Source organism: Streptococcus sanguinis, from assembly GCF_900635155.1.
GTDB lineage: Bacteria > Bacillota > Bacilli > Lactobacillales > Streptococcaceae > Streptococcus > Streptococcus sanguinis_G.
This window is the reverse complement of the sequence record NZ_LR134002.1, coordinates 1,305,550-1,326,448: the sequence shown is the minus strand read 5'-3', so window position 1 is coordinate 1,326,448 and position 20,899 is coordinate 1,305,550. Positions and strand designations below refer to the sequence as shown.

At 43.4% G+C, this 20,899-nt stretch carries 8 protein-coding genes; 6 read left to right on the top strand and 2 right to left on the bottom strand.

All coding sequences use genetic code 11. The annotated features are described in order from the left end of the window. The first annotated feature begins 151 nt into the window (after window positions 1–151). The 3 genes from ELZ47_RS06750 (at window position 152) to ELZ47_RS06735 (ending at window position 12,707) form a co-directional block, all read left to right on the top strand. Window positions 152–8,542: a ZmpA/ZmpB/ZmpC family metallo-endopeptidase gene (locus ELZ47_RS06750; RefSeq protein ID WP_126435633.1), complete on the top strand. Its 8,391-nt coding sequence runs from the start codon at window positions 152–154 to the stop codon at window positions 8,540–8,542. A gap of 388 nt (window positions 8,543–8,930) precedes the next feature. After that, entirely contained in the window at window positions 8,931–11,351 is a 2,421-nt protein-coding gene (locus ELZ47_RS06745) for an SHIRT domain-containing protein (RefSeq protein WP_126435632.1), read from the top strand. A 318-nt stretch (window positions 11,352–11,669) separates the two neighbouring features. After that, window positions 11,670–12,707: a M42 family metallopeptidase gene (locus tag ELZ47_RS06735; protein ID WP_126435631.1), complete on the top strand. Its 1,038-nt coding sequence runs from the start codon at window positions 11,670–11,672 to the stop codon at window positions 12,705–12,707. A 159-nt stretch (window positions 12,708–12,866) separates the two neighbouring features. Here ELZ47_RS06735 and ELZ47_RS06730 read toward each other — a convergent pair whose 3' ends face one another. Next, window positions 12,867–14,333, bottom strand: a complete 1,467-nt coding sequence (locus ELZ47_RS06730; RefSeq protein WP_126435630.1) for an alpha-amylase — start codon at window positions 14,331–14,333, stop codon at window positions 12,867–12,869. Between the two features lie 179 nt (window positions 14,334–14,512). On the opposite strand from ELZ47_RS06730, the gene ELZ47_RS06725 reads away from it, so the two are divergent. The 3 genes from ELZ47_RS06725 (at window position 14,513) to ELZ47_RS06715 (ending at window position 19,988) form a co-directional block, all read left to right on the top strand. Then, the gene (locus ELZ47_RS06725; protein WP_126435629.1) at window positions 14,513–17,464 is read left to right on the top strand and encodes a CocE/NonD family hydrolase; all 2,952 of its coding nucleotides are present in this window, start codon (window positions 14,513–14,515) and stop codon (window positions 17,462–17,464) included. A gap of 153 nt (window positions 17,465–17,617) precedes the next feature. Then, the gene (locus ELZ47_RS06720) at window positions 17,618–18,361 is read left to right on the top strand and encodes an ABC transporter ATP-binding protein (protein WP_011836877.1); all 744 of its coding nucleotides are present in this window, start codon (window positions 17,618–17,620) and stop codon (window positions 18,359–18,361) included. Next, window positions 18,351–19,988, top strand: coding sequence for a hypothetical protein (locus ELZ47_RS06715; protein WP_126435628.1), 1,638 nt, complete (start codon window positions 18,351–18,353; stop codon window positions 19,986–19,988). Before ELZ47_RS06720 ends, ELZ47_RS06715 begins: the two co-directional genes overlap by 11 nt. Window positions 19,989–20,070: 82 nt before the next feature. On the opposite strand, the gene ELZ47_RS06710 is transcribed toward ELZ47_RS06715, so the two are convergent. Further along, complete coding sequence (locus tag ELZ47_RS06710) at window positions 20,071–20,844, bottom strand: XRE family transcriptional regulator (protein WP_126435627.1); 774 nt, start codon at window positions 20,842–20,844, stop codon at window positions 20,071–20,073. Window positions 20,845–20,899 lie beyond the last annotated feature (55 nt).

The following is a 20,899-nucleotide window of genomic DNA, read 5'->3' as shown; positions in this document are numbered from 1 at the left end:
TTTTTTAGTAAAAATGAACATTATTTTATGGCTGTTCAAAAATATGATGATTTCAGCCTTCAAAGATATATTTTTAAGCAAAAGCATTGAATTTTTATAGGAAATTCTGTAAAATTTTAAGAGATTATTATATGGAGAAAAGGGAATTATTATGGAAAAAAGAATCACTGGTGATACGCTCCAGCGCTATTCTTTTAGAAAGTTATCAGTAGGATTGGTTTCTGCCACTATCGGAAGCTTCTTTTTGAGTACCGCAATAGGGGGAAATATAAACACGGTTGAGGCTGCAGAAGTCTCAGCAGGCAAAACCGTTCCAGTCCAGTATCACTACGTAGTAGAGTCTGAACTCACTGAAGCTGAGAAGAATGCTGTTGTTAAGGAGCTTCCAAAGTTTGTGGAAGAAAACTCTGATGCTTATTACCTGGTTTACCGTCCAAAGACCCAGGGGCTTTCGGCAAAAAGTTTGCCAAAGACAGGCTACTCAAGTCTGTGGGAAGCAACTTTTGCAGCTGCTGGGCTGACTTTAGCAGTCTTAGTAATTGCACGAGGTAGAAATGGTAAGCGATACCTGTCTTCTATTTTGCTGGTGACAGGTCTAGGCTCTATTCTCCTAGCTCCTTCTGTATTTGCAGTGACCAATATTGAATTAGCCGCCTACAATCAAAGGCTAAATTTGACAGTAGGAGATAAGCTGCCTGAACCTTTAGAGATTGCTGGTTTCGAATATGTCGGCTATCTTAAAAGCGGTGAACAGGGCAAGGCGAACGCAGCAGGAAGTCATCAGCTTCCTACGGCACAAAAGGACTTGTCAGCTGTCGAAGTCGATCAGCAGGCAGGTAAATCTGCTAGTCTTTCTGGGAATCAGGGTACTGCCAACAAGCCGGTATCTACTGAAATAGAGAAACTGACAGAGCAAGAAAAAGAGATTATTGCTGCCAAAGAGCGCGAATTTGCTCGGCTTTCTCTAGTCACTGAAGTACCAGAACTCGAATTCAAGAGCCAAGAAAGCAGCCAAACCCAAGTTCTGCCTTATCAAACAGAATACCAATATTCAAATGAGCTCGCAGAGGGACAATCTCAGATTGTTCGTGCAGGTGTTGCTGGTACACGTACTGTCGTCACTCGCAATTATATTGCTGGTAAAGAAATTGTAAAAAGCGAAGTGGTTTCAGAACAGGTAACTGCAGAGCCAGTTTCGGAAATTGTGTTGGTTGGAACTGCCGCAGTCAAATCTGTACCAAAAGAAGCGCCAGTTCAAGAAGTTCCTGAATTGACGACTTATGGTACGTCACCAGATACCGCACCCGTAAATGAAGTTCCCGAATTGACGACCTATGGAACGACGCCCGATACTGCGCCAGTCCAAGAAGTCCCAGAGTTAACAACCTATGGCACAACGCCCGATACTGCACCAGTGCAAGAGGTTCCTGAGCTAACGACGTATGGAACTACACCTGATGTAGCCCCGGTGCAAGAAGTTCCCGAATTAACGTCTTATGGAACGGCGCCAGATACAGCTCCAGTACAAGAAGTTCCCGAATTGACGACCTATGGCACAACGCCAGATACTGCACCGGTTCAAGAAGTGCCTGAGCTAACGACTTATGGCACTGCACCAGACACCGCTCCAGTACAAGAAGTTCCGGAACTAACAACTTACGGTACCGCACCAGATGAAGCACCCGTGTATCAAGCCCCAGAATTAGAGCTGACTGCAACGGATGAAACCCGAAGAGAAAAGATAGATTTTTCTGTCGAAGAACAGTATACTGATGAGATTCCAGAAGGCAGTCGCCAAGTTGTCACACTAGGTGTACAGGGTGAGCGGGCGATTACCACTCGTATCTATACCTCGAATGGCCAAGAGGTTGACCGCCAAGTTTTATCGGATGAAGAAATTCTTGCAGCAGTCACTCAAATTATTAAGGTCGGTACAAGTAAGTCAAGCCTGATTCCGGCTGACGCACCAAAGGTTGAAGAGCTACCAGAATACCCTCTGACTTACACCGACGAAACGCGTGTAGAGAAGGTTGCCTTTAATATTGAGGAACAATATACCGATGAATTGCCACAGGATGCCCGTCAAATTGCAACACCAGGTGTGCAAGGTGAGCGAACCATTAAGTCCCGCATATACAGTTCCAACGGTCAGGAAATTGATCGTCAAGAACTATCTAATGAAGAGACTCTAGCTCCAGTAACACAGGTTTTTAAGGTCGGTACGGCTAAGCCGAATATGGTTCCAAACGATGCACCGAAAGCAGAAGTTCTTCCAGAATACCCGCTGACTTACACGGACGAAACTAGAGTTGAAAAAATTAACTTCACCATTCGTGAAGAAGAGACAGACGAGCTAGTCCAAGGCGTCCGTCAAATCGCGACTCCAGGTGTTGAGGGCGAGCGAACCATCAAGACCCGCATATACAGTTCCAACGGTCAAGAAGTTGATCGCCAAGAGCTTTCTAATGAAGAAACTCTGGCTCCAGTAACGCAAGTTGTCAAAGTCGGTACTGCTAAGCCAACCCTGGTACCGAACGATGCGCCGAAAGCAGAAGTTCTTCCAGAATATCCGTTGACTTACACGGATGAAACGCGTGTTGAGAAAATTGCCTTTAACATTGAGGAACAATACACCGATGAATTGCCTCAGGATGCCCGTCAAATCGCAACTCCAGGTGTCCAAGGTGAACGGACCATCAAGACTCGTGTCTATAGCTCAAACGGTCAAGAAGTTGACCGTCAAGAGTTGTCCAATGAGGAAACTCTGGCTCCAGTAACACAAGTTGTCAAAGTCGGAACAGCTAAGCCACATCTGGTTCCAAACGATGCACCGAAAGCAGACGCTCTTCCAGAATACCCGTTGACTTATACAGATGAAACTCGGGTAGAGAAAATCAACTTTACCATTCGTGAAGAAGAGACGGACGAGTTGGTTCGCGATGCCCGTCAAATTGCGACTCCGGGAGTTCAAGGTGAGCGGACTATCAAGACCCGTGTCTATAGTTCTAACGGTCAAGAAGTTGACCGACAAGAATTGTCCAACGAGGAAACTCTAGCTCCAGTAACGCAAGTTGTCAAAGTCGGAACAGCTAAGCCACATCTGGTTCCAAACGATGCACCGAAAGCAGACGCTCTTCCAGAGTACCCGCTTACTTATACAGATGAAACGCGTGTTGAGAAAATCAACTTCACCATTCGTGAAGAAGAGACGGACGAATTGGTTCGCGATGCCCGTCAAATTGCGACCCCAGGTGTGCAAGGCGAGCGAACTATCAAGACTCGTGTCTATAGCTCAAACGGCCAAGAAATCGACCGTCAAGAGATCTCAAATGAGGAAACTCTAGCACCTGTTACTCAAGTTGTCAAAGTCGGTACGGCTAAACCAACCATGATATCGAGTGATGCTCCAAAAGCAGACGCTTTGCCAGAGTATCCACTGACCTACACGGACGAAACCCGCGTAGAGAAAATCAACTTCACGATTCGTGAAGAAGAGACGGATGAACTTGTACGAGATGCCCGTCAAATCGCCACTCCGGGTGTTGAAGGTGAGAGAACTATCAAGACCCGCGTCTACAGCTCTAACGGTCAAGAAATTGACCGCCAAGAACTTTCCAATGAGGAAACTCTCGCTCCAGTAACGCAAATTGTTAAAGTTGGTACAGCTAAGCCAACCATGGTACCGAACGATGCACCGAAAGCAGAGGCTCTTCCAGAATATCCGTTGACTTACACGGATGAAACTCGCGTAGAGAAAATCAACTTTACCATTCGTGAAGAAGAGACGGATGAACTTGTACGAGATGCCCGTCAAATCGCCACTCCGGGTGTTGAAGGTGAACGCACTATTAAGACTCGTATCTACAACTCCAATGGCCAAGAGATTGACCGTCAAGAGATCTCAAACGAAGAAACTCTAGCACCTGTTACTCAAGTTGTCAAAGTCGGTACCGCTAATCCAAATATGGTGCCGAACGAAGCACCAAAAGCAGCAGCCTTAGAAGAGTTCGATTTAATTCCACTGTACAATCTATTAGCGGAAGCGGATCAGATTAAAGCTCAAGCACGTTATTTCAACGATAGTCAGAGTCATCAATCTAGCTATGATACTGCTTTGACAGCAGGTCAAGCGATTCTGAGCCAATCACATGCTAGCCAAGCAGAAGTTAACCAGCTTGTTGAACAAATCAATCAAGCCAAGGCACAGTTAAGTGGCCTTGAGGTTGTCAAAACGGCTCTTCAAAATGAATACGATTTAAATCCAATTATCAAAGCAGCTCCAAAATATAAAAATGCTGATTCAGATAAGCAGACAGCTTATACTGACGAATTAGCCAAGGCAGAAGGAGTTCTGAACAATCAAACTGCCACACAAGTGCAGGTCAACCAAGCATTTGCTAGCCTGACAGCAGCCAAAGAAGCTCTAAATGGAGTACCTAAAGTCAAGCCAACAGTTTCCATTCTAAGTCTGACAGAAAATCCTGATGATAAGTCGGTTACAGTCCAATATAGACTGGAAGACCAGACCCAGTCCTTCCGTTCAGCGACTGCAGAATTGTATCAGGGAGATCAGCTTGTTCGCACTCTTCCAATTACCAATTTCGCAGGAAGTCTGAAGATTGGCGACTTAGACTACTACACAGGCTATACTTTGAAAACCAAGCTGACTTATGAACTGGATAATGGCAGCTTCACAGACCTTGAAACCAGCAGCCGCAATTTTGAATTGGAATACAAGAAGATTGCCTTCCGAGATATTGATTCGGTCGAGTTTTACAGAAAAGAAAACGACCAGTTTAAGCGCGTCGTGTCGATGAGCTCTATGCCTACGGATCTGTCTACCTACTTTGTCAAAGTCAAATCAAGTGAATCTAAGGAAATGCTCCTGCCGGTTCACAGCATAGCGGAAAGCCATAAGGATGGCAGGGATGTCTATAAGGTAACAGTCTCTCTGCCTGAGCTGGTTCAAGAAGGTGAGACAGGCTATAAGTCTGGCTATGACTTCTATATCAGCAAGGCAGTTGCTCCTAGTCAGCAAAATGTCTACACCAGCTTTGCTAGTTTGGTAGACGCTATGAAGCAAAATATGGCTGGCAACTATGTTCTGGGAGCAGATTTGGATGCTAGCGAGGTCAGTCTGGCTCCTGCGGATTATGTCTACCTCAAAGGGAACTTCACAGGCAGCCTGACTGGTAGTCATAATGGCAAGCAGTACGCTATTTATAATCTAGCCAAGCCTTTATTTGAAAACCTCAAGAGTGGTTCCTCTATTTCCAATCTGGACCTGAAAGAGGTCAATATTGTAGGTACTTATGACTCAGCTGCCCTGGCCCGCAATGCAGAAGGGGCTCGAATCACAGACGTTTCAGTCCAAGGTAGAGTAGAAGTGAAAGACAATGCTTCACAAGTGGCAGGTTTAGTCGTTGTTGCTAATGATACTCAAATCACTAACAGCTCCTTTACTGGAACTATCGTGTCAAATGATAAACAGGGCAAAGAATACAATGTCGGTGGTTTGGTTGCCAATCTTAAGGGAGGAAACTCCTTGATTAGCCAAAGCAGGGCAGATGTGACCATTCTAGCAGGCGCTAGAGCCAACAACCAACGCTTTGGCGGTTTAGTCGGCCGTTTAGAAAACAATGCCCGCATCAGCCGCTCTTATGTAGCTGGAAAGATTCAAAACTCTACTAAGAACGGTCAGATTGGTGGTGTGGTTGGTTCCAATTACTTCAATGGCTTGATTGATAATGTCATCAGCAACATCAGCGGTACAAATGTTTACAGTATTTCTGGTGATCAGGGATATGAAAACAACCGTATCACAGAAGCTTATGCCGTTGAAGGAAATAAAACACTGGAAAATGACAAGTTTGTCACTTCAACTCTGACTCTGGACCAGGCAGAAGAGAAGCTGGCTAGCTTAGACATTACAACCACGCTAGAAGACACGAATCTGAACCTTTATTCTGTCAACTATGCCCAGGAAAAGAATGCTCGAGAAGACCGTCTGATAGCTTATGCTAACATGGAAAAACTCCTTCCATTCTATAATAAGGAGACCATCGTTGCCTATGGAAATAAACTTCCAGAAAACCACAAGCTCAATAAAGAGTACTTGCTAGATGTTGTTCCGATGAAGGGCGATCAGATTATCACCGATATCAATAGCAATAAGACCGGGATTAACCGTCTGATGCTGCACTTTGAGGACAATACGGTTGATTACCTGGATCTGACCTATAAAGGAGATTTCAAATATAAGGCAATTTCAGAATATACTGTAAATGGCCTAGACCTCCTTTATACACCAGAAGCCTTTCTATCAGACTATAGCAGAGTTCTCAATCAAGTGCTGCCGGAGTTGAACAAGGTTGTCCTTGACTCACCGGCTATGCGAACTGTTTTAGGCGTAAATGCTGACACTTCTCTGGATGATCTCTATCTAGATACTGCCTTTGACCAAGTCAAGACCAAGCTGTCAGAAGAGCTGCGCAAGGTACTGGCTATGGACAAGTCTATCAATACGGAAGGCAATGTTGTAGCAGACTATATAGCTCAGCAAATTAAAGACAATAAAGAAGCCTTCTTACTTGGTCTGACCTATCTCAACCGTTGGTATAATATCAACTATGACAATATCAATGTCAAGGATTTGTCAGCATATAAATTTGACTTCTTTGGAAATCATAATGCTTCAACCTTAGATACCATCATTTCACTTGGTAAGTCAGGCATGAACAATCTTAAAGCTAAGAACAACTATATGGCTTATGATGCCTCACTTTCTGAAGCGACTGGTAAACGAGGACTCTTCAACTATCTGGAAGGCTATCGTCAGCTCTTCCTGCCGGACAAGAGCAATAATGAATGGCTCAAGACCAATACAAAAGCCTACATCGTTGAGGCTAAGTCAGATATAGCAGAAGCGAGACAGCTTCAGGATGCAGCCGAGGACAAGAATAAGTATTCTGTCGGCGTTTACGACAAGATTACTGCTGATAACTGGGAACACAAGGGCATGCTCTTGCCACTCTTGACCATGACTGAGAAGGGTGTCTATGCTATCTCCAATATGTCTACCATCTCCATGGGGGCTTATGACCGTTATCGCCTTGATGCCAATGGCAGGGTTCGGACAGATGCAGAGCTAGCTGAATTTGTTGAAGACCGAGTGAGAAAAACAGCTGAATACCAGCGTGATCACTATGACTTCTGGTATAAGATTCTAAGCGATGAAAGCAAGGACAAGCTCTTCCGTTCTGTTCTGGTTTACGATGGATTCTCATTGGTTGACAAGAATGGTCAAAAATATTGGGCTCCAGCTAATGACAAAAAATCACTAGCTATGCAGGAATTCTTTGGACCAGCTGGCAAGTGGTATCCAAGCAAGGGCTACAATGCCTATGCCACGGGAAGTGTAACCCACTTTGATGCAGCTAAATTGTTAGAAGACTATGGTAACTCTGTCTACACGCATGAGATGACCCATAATTCTGACGGTGGCATCTACTTTGAGGGCAATGGTCGCCGCGAAGGTCTGGGAGCTGAGCTCTATGCTCGCGGACTCCTGCAGTCCACTCCAAGTGCGGATGAGGCAACCATTACGCTCAATACCCTCTTCAAGGTCGACAAGGACTCTAAGACGCGCCTGCACACATATAACTTCAAGGAACGCGTTCAAAATGCAGAAGACCTGCAGCACTATGTCCATGGTATGTTTGACATGATTTACACGCTGGATTACCTAGAAGGTACTTCTATGCTCAAACAAAGTGATGATGCTAAGCTTCAGTGGTTCAGGAAGATGGAGAATTACTATATTACAGATAAGTATGGTAAGGAGACCCATGCTGGTAACCAGACGCGAAGCTTTACTGCTGAAGAAATCAAGCAGCTGAAGACCTTTAACTCCCTGATTGAAAATGATGTTATCACTCGTCGGGAGAACAAGGATAGTGGAAGATATGGCCGAAATGGCTACCTCAGTCTCAGCCTCTTCTCACCAATTTACTCAGCCTTGAGTAATCCAAATGGAGCGCCAGGTGATGTCATGTTCCGCCGTACGGCCTATGAGTTGCTGGCAGCCAAGGGTTACCATGAAGGATTTATCCCTTATGTTTCTGGTAAGTACTCTAAGGAAGCCTTTGATGAAGGTAAGAAAACTTGGGATGGATGGTCCGGAAGAGATGTAGGTCTCGTGACTGACCAGAAAGTCTTGGAAAATGTATTCAAGGGTGAATATGACTCCTGGGTAGCCTTCAAGAAAGCTATGTACCAAGAGCGGATTAATCAGCTGACCAAGCTTAAACCAATCACTATTGAGTACGAGCTTAAAAATCCAAGCAGTACCAAGAAAGTAACCATTCGCTCTTATGAAGAGATGCAGAAGCTGATGGACGAAGCAGTAGCAGAGGATGTACGCAACATTACCAATGCAACTAGCCGTGTTGATGCCAGCTGGGTCAACCTGCTCAAAAAGAAGATTTATAATGCTTATCTTCGTGAAACAGACGACTTCAGGCAATCAATCTTTAATAAGTAAGCAATAAGTTGTTTTCCGTATATATTTAAAAATACCTAGACTCTTTATAGTCTTGGTATTTTTTCTGCTATTTATTTCTAATAAAACAATAATAATCCATCCGAGTTTGATTAAAAAAATAATTTGTAACTTTTTTGTAATGAAAGTAGACAAAAAGCAGATAATTTCCACTAAAAAAAGTAGTTCACAAAGAGTCAATTATAATATTTTATGTTATAATTGATATGTATATGTCATATTTGCTTATCATATACAAACACATTCATTTTTAGTTTGGTAATAAATCTTGATTTAGAATCGACTGAAAATGAGGGGGTAGACAGATGATGGTGTGCCTGCCAGCATTTGTCGAAAATAAAATATAAAAAGAAGGAGGACCGCATTCAAGGTGAAACAAACTTATCATAAAGTGTCTCATGCTCTGATGACTTTGCTGCTTTTGGTATCAACCTTTATTCCCTTGTTAAGCTCAAGTCCTAGGGTTTCTGCTGCAGAGTTAGGTGATGGCGACTATCAACTAACTACAAACGTCACTATTAATACTAATCCTTTAAAGGATACTGGCTACGGTGAAGGTAAATTTTACATTGCACCGACCTATACATTTGCAGATAGCAAAGTATTAAATAATGGTGATACCATGGTTTATCGTGTTCCATCACAGTTCAAAATTGAGCGAACTTTGGAGGAAAACATAAGCGCACCGGATGGCACTGTTGTTGCTAAGTTGGTGACAGATCCTGTTACAAATACAGCAACCATTACTGTCACAAATGCTGAGTATTTTGCGAAAATGCCAGATACCAAGCTTATTCAAGCTTCTTTCACAGTGGTTTGGGCTGATAATATGCCTTATGACCAAGAGCAAGAAGTTAATTTCCCAGGTGCTAGAACCTATAGGCTGAAGCGCATCAAGGTTGATGAGGAGCCTCAGGGTTATTCCAAGTGGGGTGTTCAGGATTCTAAGGATCCAAACTACGTCAACTGGCGTATCCGTGTCAATCGCGATGTCCAAAATCTTGGTCAAGTTGTCATTGAGGATGCTATTCCAGAAGACCAAGAATTGGATGAAGATACAGGGATTACAGGTTACTACTTTACTGAGTGGGAAGGTGCTTCTGGTACACGTAAATCCTTTAACCCGAGCGATGTCGTTTCAATTACAGACTCCAATCATTTCACAGTTAATGCTGGGGATTTGAGTGGAAGAGGTATTTATGTTATCTACCGGACCCGTTTGACTGAGCCAGTAGATAAGGTAACCAAAAAAGCCTTTAACGATGTAACTGTTACGGCTAATGGGCAAAAGATGCCAGAATTAGTATCACGTCCATTTGCGCCTTTGACAACTCTTGATGGTGTCGGGGAAGGTACCCGTTCGGATGAAGTTATCTTCAAAGTCAAAAAGGAATTGACTGGCCGTAATTTGGAGGATGGTGAATTTACTTTTGATTTGATCAATAAGGATGACAACGATAAAGTTGTTCAAACGGTAACCAATAAAGCTGGTGCTGTAACCTTCAAGAAACTTCGTTTCAAAAAAGAAGGAACCTTTAACTATGTCATTCGTGAACGTGCAAGCAATCTGCCAGGTGTGACAAACGATGCCAATTCAGACATCAATGTTACTGTTACTGTAACAGACAACAACGGCGTTAAGACAGCAGCGGTTAATTATGACCGTGAGGCTTTCACGAATACCTACAAGTTAGAGCCAGCAACTGCAGCGATTACCGCTAAGAAAGTTCTGGATGGTAAAGCACTTGAAGCTGAAAAGTATACTTTCAAACTGACTGAGGTTGGCGGAAATAACTTGGAGCTTCAAGCAGCTAACGATGCCAATGGTGATATCAAGTTCCTTGGAATCAACTATGATAAAGAAGGCACTTATACTTACAAGCTGACGGAAGTAGCTGGAAATGAAGCTGGAGTGACTTACGATAGCGCAGAGCATACAGTGACTGTCACAGTGACTGCAAGCAAGGGCAAGTTGGAAGCTACCGTCGAAGGTAATAATCCAGTATTCACAAACACTTATAAAGACTATGGTGTTAGCTATGAGTTTCTCAGCAGCAATGCAGCCTATCCAAATCTGCCAAAAGAAGTAACTGATTTGCTTCCAGCAGATGCTAATCGCTACACTAGTGGTACTAATGTAGACGCTAAGCAACCTGCTAAAACAAGTGTTACAGTTACTGAAGGCACATGGACTTTCGAAGGCTATGCGGAAACGAATGCACAAACTGTTGCGGATAAGGATCTTAAATTTACTGGTAAATGGAATTTCACTCCAGCACCAAAATATAAGGCAACTTATGAATTTGTAAGCGCAGATCCGAACCGTAGCTTGCCAGCAGAAGTCACAGCATTGTTACCAAATGATGCCACTGAATATGCAGACGGTGCTGCCGTTCAAGCGGTTCAGCCAGCTAAGAAAACTGTTGAAGCAAGTGATGGTACTTGGAAATTCCTCAAATATGACGCAGATAGTAAAACTATTGCAGGCGCAGATGTCAAATTTACAGGCACATGGACATTTGAAGCTAGACGTCCACAAGGACCAGGTACACCGCCACCTTCTTCAGGTTCGACACCACCACCGTCATCATCTGGTGATAAACCAGGCGGTTCGACTGATGGAACCCCAGGTAATTCGACAGATAAAGATGGAAAAGATGCTACTGGATCAGCAACTGGCAAAAAAGTTTTGCCGAAAACTGGCAGCGAAACATCTATCTTTGCGATAGCAGCAGGATTTGCTCTGATTCTTTTATCAGCTCTTGTCTATCGTTTCAAAAAAGCTAATTAATATTAGCCAAACGAATCATCTCAGCTAGCTGAGATGATTTTTTCTTGTCTTTGGCATCATCTATCCTTGATAATGTACTGACGGTTAAATTTATAAACTCTAAAATGAGCAGTCATTTAAATAGATGTTTTTGCTTTTAGGTTTTCTGGGCAATCTCTTCTTTTGGGAGTTGAAAAAGATTGAAGTTCAGAAGGAGAAGCAGTACGGCGATAGTAATTGAGGTTTCATAATTTCTCAAAATCATTAAAAGCCTGCTGAAAATCTATTTGCTCAGGCTTTCTTTATGCTATAATAAAGAAAAACGATGAGGAGACATTCATGAATCAAACTGTTCAATATTTACAAGAATTAACGGCTATCCCTTCCCCAACAGGCTTTACGGCTGAGGTGGCAGACTATTTGGTACACACGCTGGAAGGATTGGGCTATGAGCCTGTTCGGACCAATAAAGGCGGCGTTCATGTTGTAGTTAAGGGGGAAAATGACGCCCAGCATCGGGTAGTGACTGCCCATGTGGATACTCTGGGGGCTATTGTTCGGGCTATTAAGTCTGACGGTCGTCTTAAACTGGATCGGATTGGTGGTTTCCCTTGGAACATGATTGAAGGCGAAAACTGTCTAGTCCATGTGGCCAGCAGTGGCAAGACCGTCAATGGAACTATCTTAGTTCACCAGACTTCCTGCCATGTCTATAAGGATGCTGGGACGGTTGAGCGAACTCAGGACAATATGGAAGTCCGTTTGGATGAAAAGGTGACGAGTGAGAAAGAAACGCGGGATTTAGGAATCGAAGTAGGGGATTTTATTTCCTTTGACCCTCGTACCACAGTTACCGAGTCAGGCTTTATCAAGTCTCGCTTTCTGGATGACAAGGTCAGCGCAGCTATTTTACTCAATCTTTTGTGCGTTTATAAAGAGGAAAATATTCAATTGCCGGTGACGACTCATTTTGCTTTCAGTGTCTTTGAAGAGGTTGGTCATGGGGCTAATTCTAGCCTGCCGGCGCAAGCGGTGGAGTATCTAGCGGTTGATATGGGTGCTATGGGTGACGATCAGCAGACGGATGAGTATACGGTTTCCATCTGTGTCAAGGATGCTTCAGGCCCTTATCACTATGGCTTCCGTCAGCACTTGGTCAAGTTGGCTAAGGAGCAGGACATTCCTTACAAACTGGACATCTATCCCTTTTACGGTTCGGACGCCTCCGCAGCTATGAGCGCAGGAGCAGAAGTCAAGCATGCCCTGCTAGGAGCTGGTATCGAATCCAGCCACTCTTATGAGCGAACCCATATTGATTCAGTTGTCGCGACAGAGCGCATGGTGGATGCTTATCTAAGGAGTGGCTTAGTTGAGTAAGTGAACTTCATGCTATCTTATTGGCTGGGATTTCTATGTAACGTCAGTTCTATAGAAAATAGGAGCTCTTCCACAACTATCTCAAAAGCTAGAAACTTAAAAACCGATTCGTAGTGCACTGCGAATCGGTTTTTAGTTTTCTATATGTAAGTAAATTGATTACCTAGCACTCCAGACACTAACTGATTTTTCCTCCACAGGAAATTCTCCCCAGCCTTGGTCGTCAATTGTTACGATTTGAGAGCTGTTAACTAGATAGTCGCTGAATTCTCTGCCAGCCCATTCTAGACCGACAAACATAGATTTGCTGGTTGCTTGGTCATTACTGATAAGGACAGCGATTGGCTGACCATCGTCCATACCTTGGCGGGTCCAGCCGATACAGTTGGCTTCGTCGAAGTAGTCGGTCTGCTCGCCATAGGCTAGATTGAGGCGGATGTCTAGGAGTTTATCCAGTATCTCTTGAAAGCTCTCTTGTGCAAATTCTCCGCTAATGCCATAGTAGTCTCCATAAAAGACGCAGGGCAATCCGGCTTCTCTTAGAAGTATAAGAGCATAGGCAGCAGGCTTGAACCATTCTTCAACGGTAGACTCCAAAGCCTGCCCTCTCTGAGTATCGTGGTTGTCCACAAAGGTTACAGCTGATTCAGGATGATTCTTTGCTAGTGTTTGGTCAAAAATAGTTCGTAGGTCATAGTCTGCTCCAGATTTGCTGGCATCAAATAAATTATGATGAAGTTTAACATCGACTAGGTCAAAGCGGTAGTTAATATTTTCTAGATAATCGTTATTGGCCTTCTCATCGCTATTCCAAAATTCCCCAAAGACATAGAAATCATCGCCGTATTTTTCAGTAATATCACGGATGAAATTCTTCATAAAGAAGGAATCGATGTGCTTAACAGCATCTAAGCGAAAGCCATGTACACCAGTGCTTTCAATAAACCAATGAGCCCAGTCGTAGAGATTTTGGATGACTTCGGGGTGCTTGAAATCAATATCCGCATACATCAGATAGTCGTAGTTACCATTCTCGTTGTCCACTAGCTCATCATCTGCCCAACCTTTATTGTCCCCTTGGATGAGAAAAATGCCTGACTTGTTGTTTTTGGCATCATAGTCAGTGCCGGTGAAGTGGTACCAGTGCCATTCAAAGTCATTGTAGGCTTTTTTGCGGCCTGGGAAGACAAACTTAGTCCAGCCTTTAATCTCGAAAGGTTCTGACAAGACATTTGTGCGGTCGTTAGGATCAACTTCAACAACGGTAAAGCGCTCTTTATAGTCAGCTGCGGCCTTGTGATTGAGGACCACATCTGCAATAGCTTCGATGCCGTTCTGTCCAAGCACCTCAATTGCTCGGAGGTATTCTTCCTTCAATCCATACTTGGTGCGTACAGTCCCTTTTTGGTCGAACTCTCCCAAATCAAAGAGGTCATAAACACCATAGCCGACGTCATTAGAGCCCGTTCCCTTGAAAGCCGGCGGCATCCAGACCTTGCGAATTCCTTTCGCTGCCAATTTAGGTGCGTCTTCTGCCAAGCGATTCCAATGCTGACCGTCATCTGGCAGATACCATTCAAAATACTGCATTAAGGTTTGGTTTTCCATATAAATTTTCCTCTTCATTCTCACTGATTGGCTTTATTGTACCAAAAGAAGCAGAAAGGTGCAATCGTTTGCGTCTTTCTGCTTCTATAGATATTTTGACATTTCCATAGATAAAAGATAGAATAGATTGAAATAAAAGCGCTTACATAGTATAATGGGCTTATTATAAAAGATTTTATCTAAGGAAAGGTGTCTTTATGAGAAAGAAAAGACTAGTTACATTACTCCTACCGACTTTGTTGCTTGCACCTTTGGTATTGGCGCAAGCTGTTCAGGCGGATGAGGCGACTCAAGCTAGTAGCGAGCGCACGGACAATCTCAAGACAGAAACAGTTGCAAAGGCTTTTGAAACTGGCTCTCAGGATCAACAATCAACGGCAGTAGAAACTGCAAGTCAGAGTTCTTCAGAAGAACCGGTTTCGGAAAAGCAAGAAAAGGCACCACTTGCGGCTGAGGAAACGGCACCAAGCCTCAGTCCATCAGAGGAGAAGGAGCTTCTGGTTCTGGCTAAAGATGTCAACTCGGGTCCATCTGCCGTGCCAACTGCTGTGAAAGGACAAGATTTGTCTGCCTATACCGGCGGCCTTTCAAACCCTTCCCTCGCTGATAAGGAAATAACCTTGCAAGAGGCTGTAGATGAATTGCTCAAGTGGGCAGCAGTCAGTGATTCTCAGTTGGGTAGCAGTGCCGAGGATAGAGCAAATCTAGCAAAGAGCTTGGGGATGATTGAAAAAGAGGCTGATTTGACAGCCAGTGTCCAGGGTGCTAATCTGCAATCTATGTATTCGGTTGCCAAGCGACTGCATGATGCTTATCGCTCTGAAAAGAAAGAGCCTCTCTTTTTGAATGGTCGTTCACAGCCAATTTTTCCCTATAGTAGTGGTGAAGACAGATATGAGGAGTATACTTATGAAGGCAGTGAGATTGTTCGTTTCCCAGTCTATGTAGAGACTGACCACGATACGGATGGTGACGGTAAGCGAGATTTGGTCAAGGCTATTGTGCAGCTTCCTAAAGCAGCAGCTAAGGGTGATTATAAGGCTGCGACAATCTTGGAAGCCCGGCCTTATGTCGCTGGAACCTTAGATGAAGACCATGTGACGCTGGAAAGTCTCAATCTGCCGACAAACGGTTCTTATGACATGAAGAGTCTCCGCAATCAGCCATCTAAGCGCCAGCCAGTTTCTAGTATGAGCAGTATTGATGCAGCAAAAAGAGCAATGTCATCGGATTGGTATTACTACAGTCCTTATGAGGGGATTTATGACTATGAAAACTTGAACTGGTATGATTATTTCCTCGTCCGAGGCTATGCATTTGTTTCTAGCGCCGGTCTAGGAACCAAAGGTTCTGAAGGTTTTAATACAACTGGCTCTGATTTAGAAATTGAAGCATTTAAAAATATTGTCGAATGGGTCAATGGTAAACGAACGGCCTACACAGACAGGACTAATAATATCGAAATCAAGGCCGACTGGGCTAATGGAAAGGTCGGTATGACTGGTCTGTCTTGGGCTGGTACGACAACTTTCGGTGTGGCAACGACTGGTGTTGAAGGCTTGAAAACCATCGTTCCAGCTGCTGGAATTGCCAGTTGGTATGATTATTTCAACAGTCAAGGGTCGGCTTATACCAATCCGCCTTACAGTGATTTATCTTGGCTTTCTCTCTATGTCGCTACACGGTTGCTGGATAGAAATGACTGGGACGCTATCAAAAACAAGTATGCTGACTACATCAATCAATTAAATAAGGATCAGAATGCCCACGGCCGCAACTATAGTCCGGTATGGCAGGAGCGGGATTATACACTGCATCCAGAAAAGATAAAGACAAGTGCCCTGCTCGTGCATGGTTTAAATGACGACAATGTCAAAACCAAACACTTTGAGCTCATGTATGATGCGCTAAAAAAAGCTGGTCAAGATGTGAAACTTTACCTTCACCAAGGGAATCATATCAATCCAGCTGCCGTATCTAGGGGTTTTGGTATTACAGCTAAGAAGCAAGATTTTTATGACCTGCTCAATACTTGGTTCTCTCATTACCTCTATGATGTAGATAATAATGTTAGTAAACTTCCTGCTGTTTTGGCGCAAAATAACTATGATCCAAATAAATGGACCAGTTATGATAACTGGAAAAGCAGTAATCGCTTGATTCTGACAGCTCAGTCCAAGCGCTTGGAAGAAACGATTTCCAGTGACTACGCAGGAGCGGGAATTGATACCAGCAAGCGTGATGAAGCGGTTAGCAAAGCTTCTTCTAAAGCTAATTTGACCTTTATGACAGATGTCAAAGAAGATTTGACCATTAAAGGACATATCCCAGTCCATTTCAAGGCGGCTCTTGCCAAGGGGGGTGGCAGTAATCTGCAGGTCAATGCTCTCCTAGTAGATGTATCAGACCAAGAATTTGATGTGGTTGGAAACGGCGCAGCCAGTGATGAAACTCAGAAAGACGGCTTCTGGATGGGCAGCAATCTCAGCAATATGGATATCAAAAATTTTGCGACTGTCAAAACCAAATACAAAGTCATTGCCAAAGGTTGGGTCAATCTGACTAATCCAGAATCGGGCTACACACCATCCAGCTCGCAAAATAGTATTGATCCTCAAATTGGTCAATTCCACGACTATACAGTCTATTTGCAGCCTAATCTCTATACGGTGAAAAAAGGCCATAAGCTGGCTCTGGTTTTCAACACATACGACCCAAGCGACCTCAAAATTGATCGTCAATATGAAGTGACTTTCAAGACGGACTCCATCAGTGCCCTAATACCTACTTTGGAAGCTAGTCGCCTGCAAAAGGCAAACTATATACCGAATGCTCTTGATACAGCTTATGCAGCTCTACCAGAGATTATTGGTGCAAAATTAGTAGCGCCAGCAATTTTAGAAGTTCCTGAGTATATCTTAGGTGGCGAGGAAGGCAGAGAAGTTCCGTCAGTTCAGTTGGTGGTTCACTATGCAGAACATTATGATCAGGCAGTAGGAAAAGTTCAGAAGATAAGCAAGCAGCAAGCTCCAGCTGCCTTACCTGAAACTGGCAGCAATTCAGATAAGGGAATCCTGCATCTTGGCCTGGCTCTACTGGTCAGCACACTAGGCTTATCTAGTTTAGCAAAGAAATACTCACAACGTTAGTGGTTCTGTTTAAAAAAGCAGCTAGAATTTCATAGTTAGATGAAGTTCAGCTGCTTTTAGCTTTATCTTGTAGCAATCGTTAGGCAGAGACGAGACAAAAAGCCGCAAAAAGAGTATACTAATCTGTATAGAAATCGGTAAAGGAGCTCTCTTATGATTGAATTTAAAGATGTCACTAAAGTTTATGAAGGAACGGTAGCTCTCAATCAGCTGAATCTGACCTTGCAAAGCGGAGAAATCGTCGGTCTGATTGGTCACAATGGCGCCGGAAAATCTACTACTATTAAATCATTGGTCAGCGTCATCAATCCTAGTAGTGGACAGATTTTTGTAGATGGGAAAGAATTATCAGCTAATCGCTTGGAAGTCAAGAAAAAAATCGGCTATGTAGCTGACTCACCAGATCTATTTTTGCGCCTAACTGCCAATGAGTTCTGGGAACTTGTAGCGACTTCTTACGATATGACAAATGCAGAAGTAGAAGAGCGGTTGGGAAATCTGCTACATATTTTTGACTTTGGTTCCCATCGGTATGAAGTTATTGATTCATTCTCACATGGTATGAGGCAAAAAGTCTTCGTCATAGCGGCGCTTTTATCTGATCCAGATATTTGGGTGCTGGATGAGCCGCTGACTGGTCTTGATCCGCAGGCAGCTTTTGACCTCAAGCAGATGATGCGCCAGCATGCAGATAAAGGAAATACGGTTCTCTTTTCAACCCACGTCTTGGAAGTGGCAGAGCAGCTCTGTGATAAGGTGGCTATTCTCAAAAAAGGGAAATTGATTTTCTACGGAACGATTGAAGAACTAAAAGGCCAACATCCAGAACAGTCTCTTGAAACCATTTATCTTGGTCTGGCAGGCCGTAGAGAAGAGGTGAGTCCTGATGCGCATTAAAGCTATAAAAAAACTCGTTGATATCAACATCCTCTACGCCATTCAGCCGTCTCAGCTGCAGCAGTACCGCAAGATGCAAGCTAAGAATCCTGAGCGCAAGGTAAATGTATCGCTGAAGGCTATCCGCATGTATCTGATCTTAGGACTGGTCTATCTCTTTCTTTTCGGTTTGATGGGCTCCCTGAACCAACTGGTTGGCAATCCTGGTCTCTTTGCCAATTTGGTTTCCGCTTTTGCTCTCTTTTCTATGTCTCAGGGCTTTCTGGTTTTTTACAATGTCTTTTATGAAAGCAAGGACTTGCAGTCTTATCGTCCCTATGCTTTTAGCGAAGTAGAAATCATTGTCGGCAAAAGCATTTCGGTTATTCTGACCTTGCTAATTGCCATTTTGCCTATGTTCAGTTATTTCTTGGTTTTGGCTTTTCAAGGTGGGAATCCCTTTTTAGGGCTGCCCTTGGCTCTGCTTGCTATTCTGATTTTAAGTTCGGTCATCACTTTTCTGATTTTGATTGCCGTCCACTTTATTACCAAGACAGCATTTTTCAGAAAGTACAAGACCATCCTGTCCAATGTCATTCTGGCTCTTGTTTCCGTCGGATCCTTTTTCCTCTATTTTATGATTAATCAAATGAACAACAGAAGCGTCATAAATCGTACAGAGGTTAAAGCTTTCTTCCCTCCAGTTCAAGCTTTTTATGACTTTATTCTTCATCCTTTTCATACAGCTTCCTTGCTGGGATTTTTGGGATGGGTGGCAGTTGCGGCTCTTCTATTTTTCATCGTAAAGACCAAGGTGATTCCAGAATTTTATGAGGCAGCTCTCATGACGGGCTCTTCAGTAGGAAAGCGGGAGCGCGTGCATGACATCAATATTGCGGAAGCAAAAAATCTCAAAAAGTTTGTCTGGCGCTACAATATCAGGCTCTTGAGCGAGGGTTCTGTCATTATGCAAGCTATCTTTATGTCGGCCTTTATCCCGTACATTGTCATTTTCAGTATGGGAATGGGTATGATACAAGGCGGTCTGTCTTTGACTCCTTATCTGGGACCGCGCTTCCTCTTGCCAATGATGGCCCTGGCTCTTTTGATTGCAACACTAAACTCAGGCGGTAGCAACCTTACAGCTATTGGGATTTCTCTGGAAAGGGAAAATTTTGATTATCTCAAGGTTCTCCCCTTTGATTTGAAGCAATATATTCGTCTGAAGTTTTGGCAGCTCTTTGCCGTCCAGTCTATCCTGCCTCTGACCTTGCTTTTGATAACCAGCCTTGTTTCTGGTATGCATCCAGTGACTTTCTTGGGCATGGTGATTGTTTGGGCTTTAATCAGCTTAATGTGGAGTTCTTGGGGTTACTACCGAGACTATAAGCATCTCGTGACCAATTGGTCCAATGTCACAGAATTGATGAGCCGAGATAATAGTATGGTGAAAACTCTCCTAGCTATCGCTCTGATTTTAGGAATGATGATTGTCATTACTCTTCTCTTCTTTATATCCAATGTTCTTGCGCCTCTAGTAATTTATATGATAGTAGCTCTAGTTCTAGTAGGCTTAGCTGTGTTGTCTTACATAGTCCACAAACACTACATGAAAAAGCTGAATGAAGAGTTAGCAGTATTTTATTAAATAAGCATCAGGAAGTCGAAAGACTTTCTGATTTTTTGACTGATAATCATAAAAATAACAGCTCTGCAAATGCACAGAGCTGTTATTTGTTTTTCTTTATTTTTTCTATATCCAGTGGCATGAAAGTCGCCATGACTCGGCCGATGAGTTTAGGCTCTTCCTCATGCGGGATAAACTTATCGCTGTATTTTTTATTAAGGGAAATTAAGCGAATTCCTGTTGGATCATTGAAAACCCTTTTAATAATGGTTTGGCCGTCATAATCGATAGCATAGATAGCGCCGGCAAGCTCGAAATGAGTCTGCTTGATTAGAGCTACGGAATCTCTCGGATACTTGGGCTCTAACGAGTCAGTTCGTACCCAAAGGGCAATATCGTAGTCAATTTCTCTGTCCAGCCAGACCAAATCTGCTTGTTCAGGCTTATGCTGAGAGAGATAGTAATTCTCATAGACCAAGTAGGGGAAGTAGTCGTCCTTTAAGCTGGCTTTTGTTTCTTGCTCACTCAGGCTAGCTTCCAGTAGCTTTAATCCTTTCTCCTGTCTGTCTTGGTCAAGTTGTTGATAAATACGATTTAATTCGGGAAATTGCTGAGGGATGTCAGCGATTAGTCGGTAACGAGGATCGATTTCTTCAACCTCTACCTCAAAAAATCTTGCAATCTTTTCTAAATTGGCTGCGATAGGCAGAGATGTCCCTTTGATATAGCCAGTTAGTGTACTAGCAGGAATGCCTGTTTCACGAGATAGTTCGACTTGTTTTTTACCTGTTTCCTTGAGAAGTTCTTTGAGCTTTTTAGAAATGAGAAGACTTGCTTCCTTGTCTTGGGGGCTTGCGGCGCCTCTTCCTCTGGCCATAATATCAACTCCTTTACTTGTTTCAATTATAGCGAATTAAATCGAAAAAGTAAAG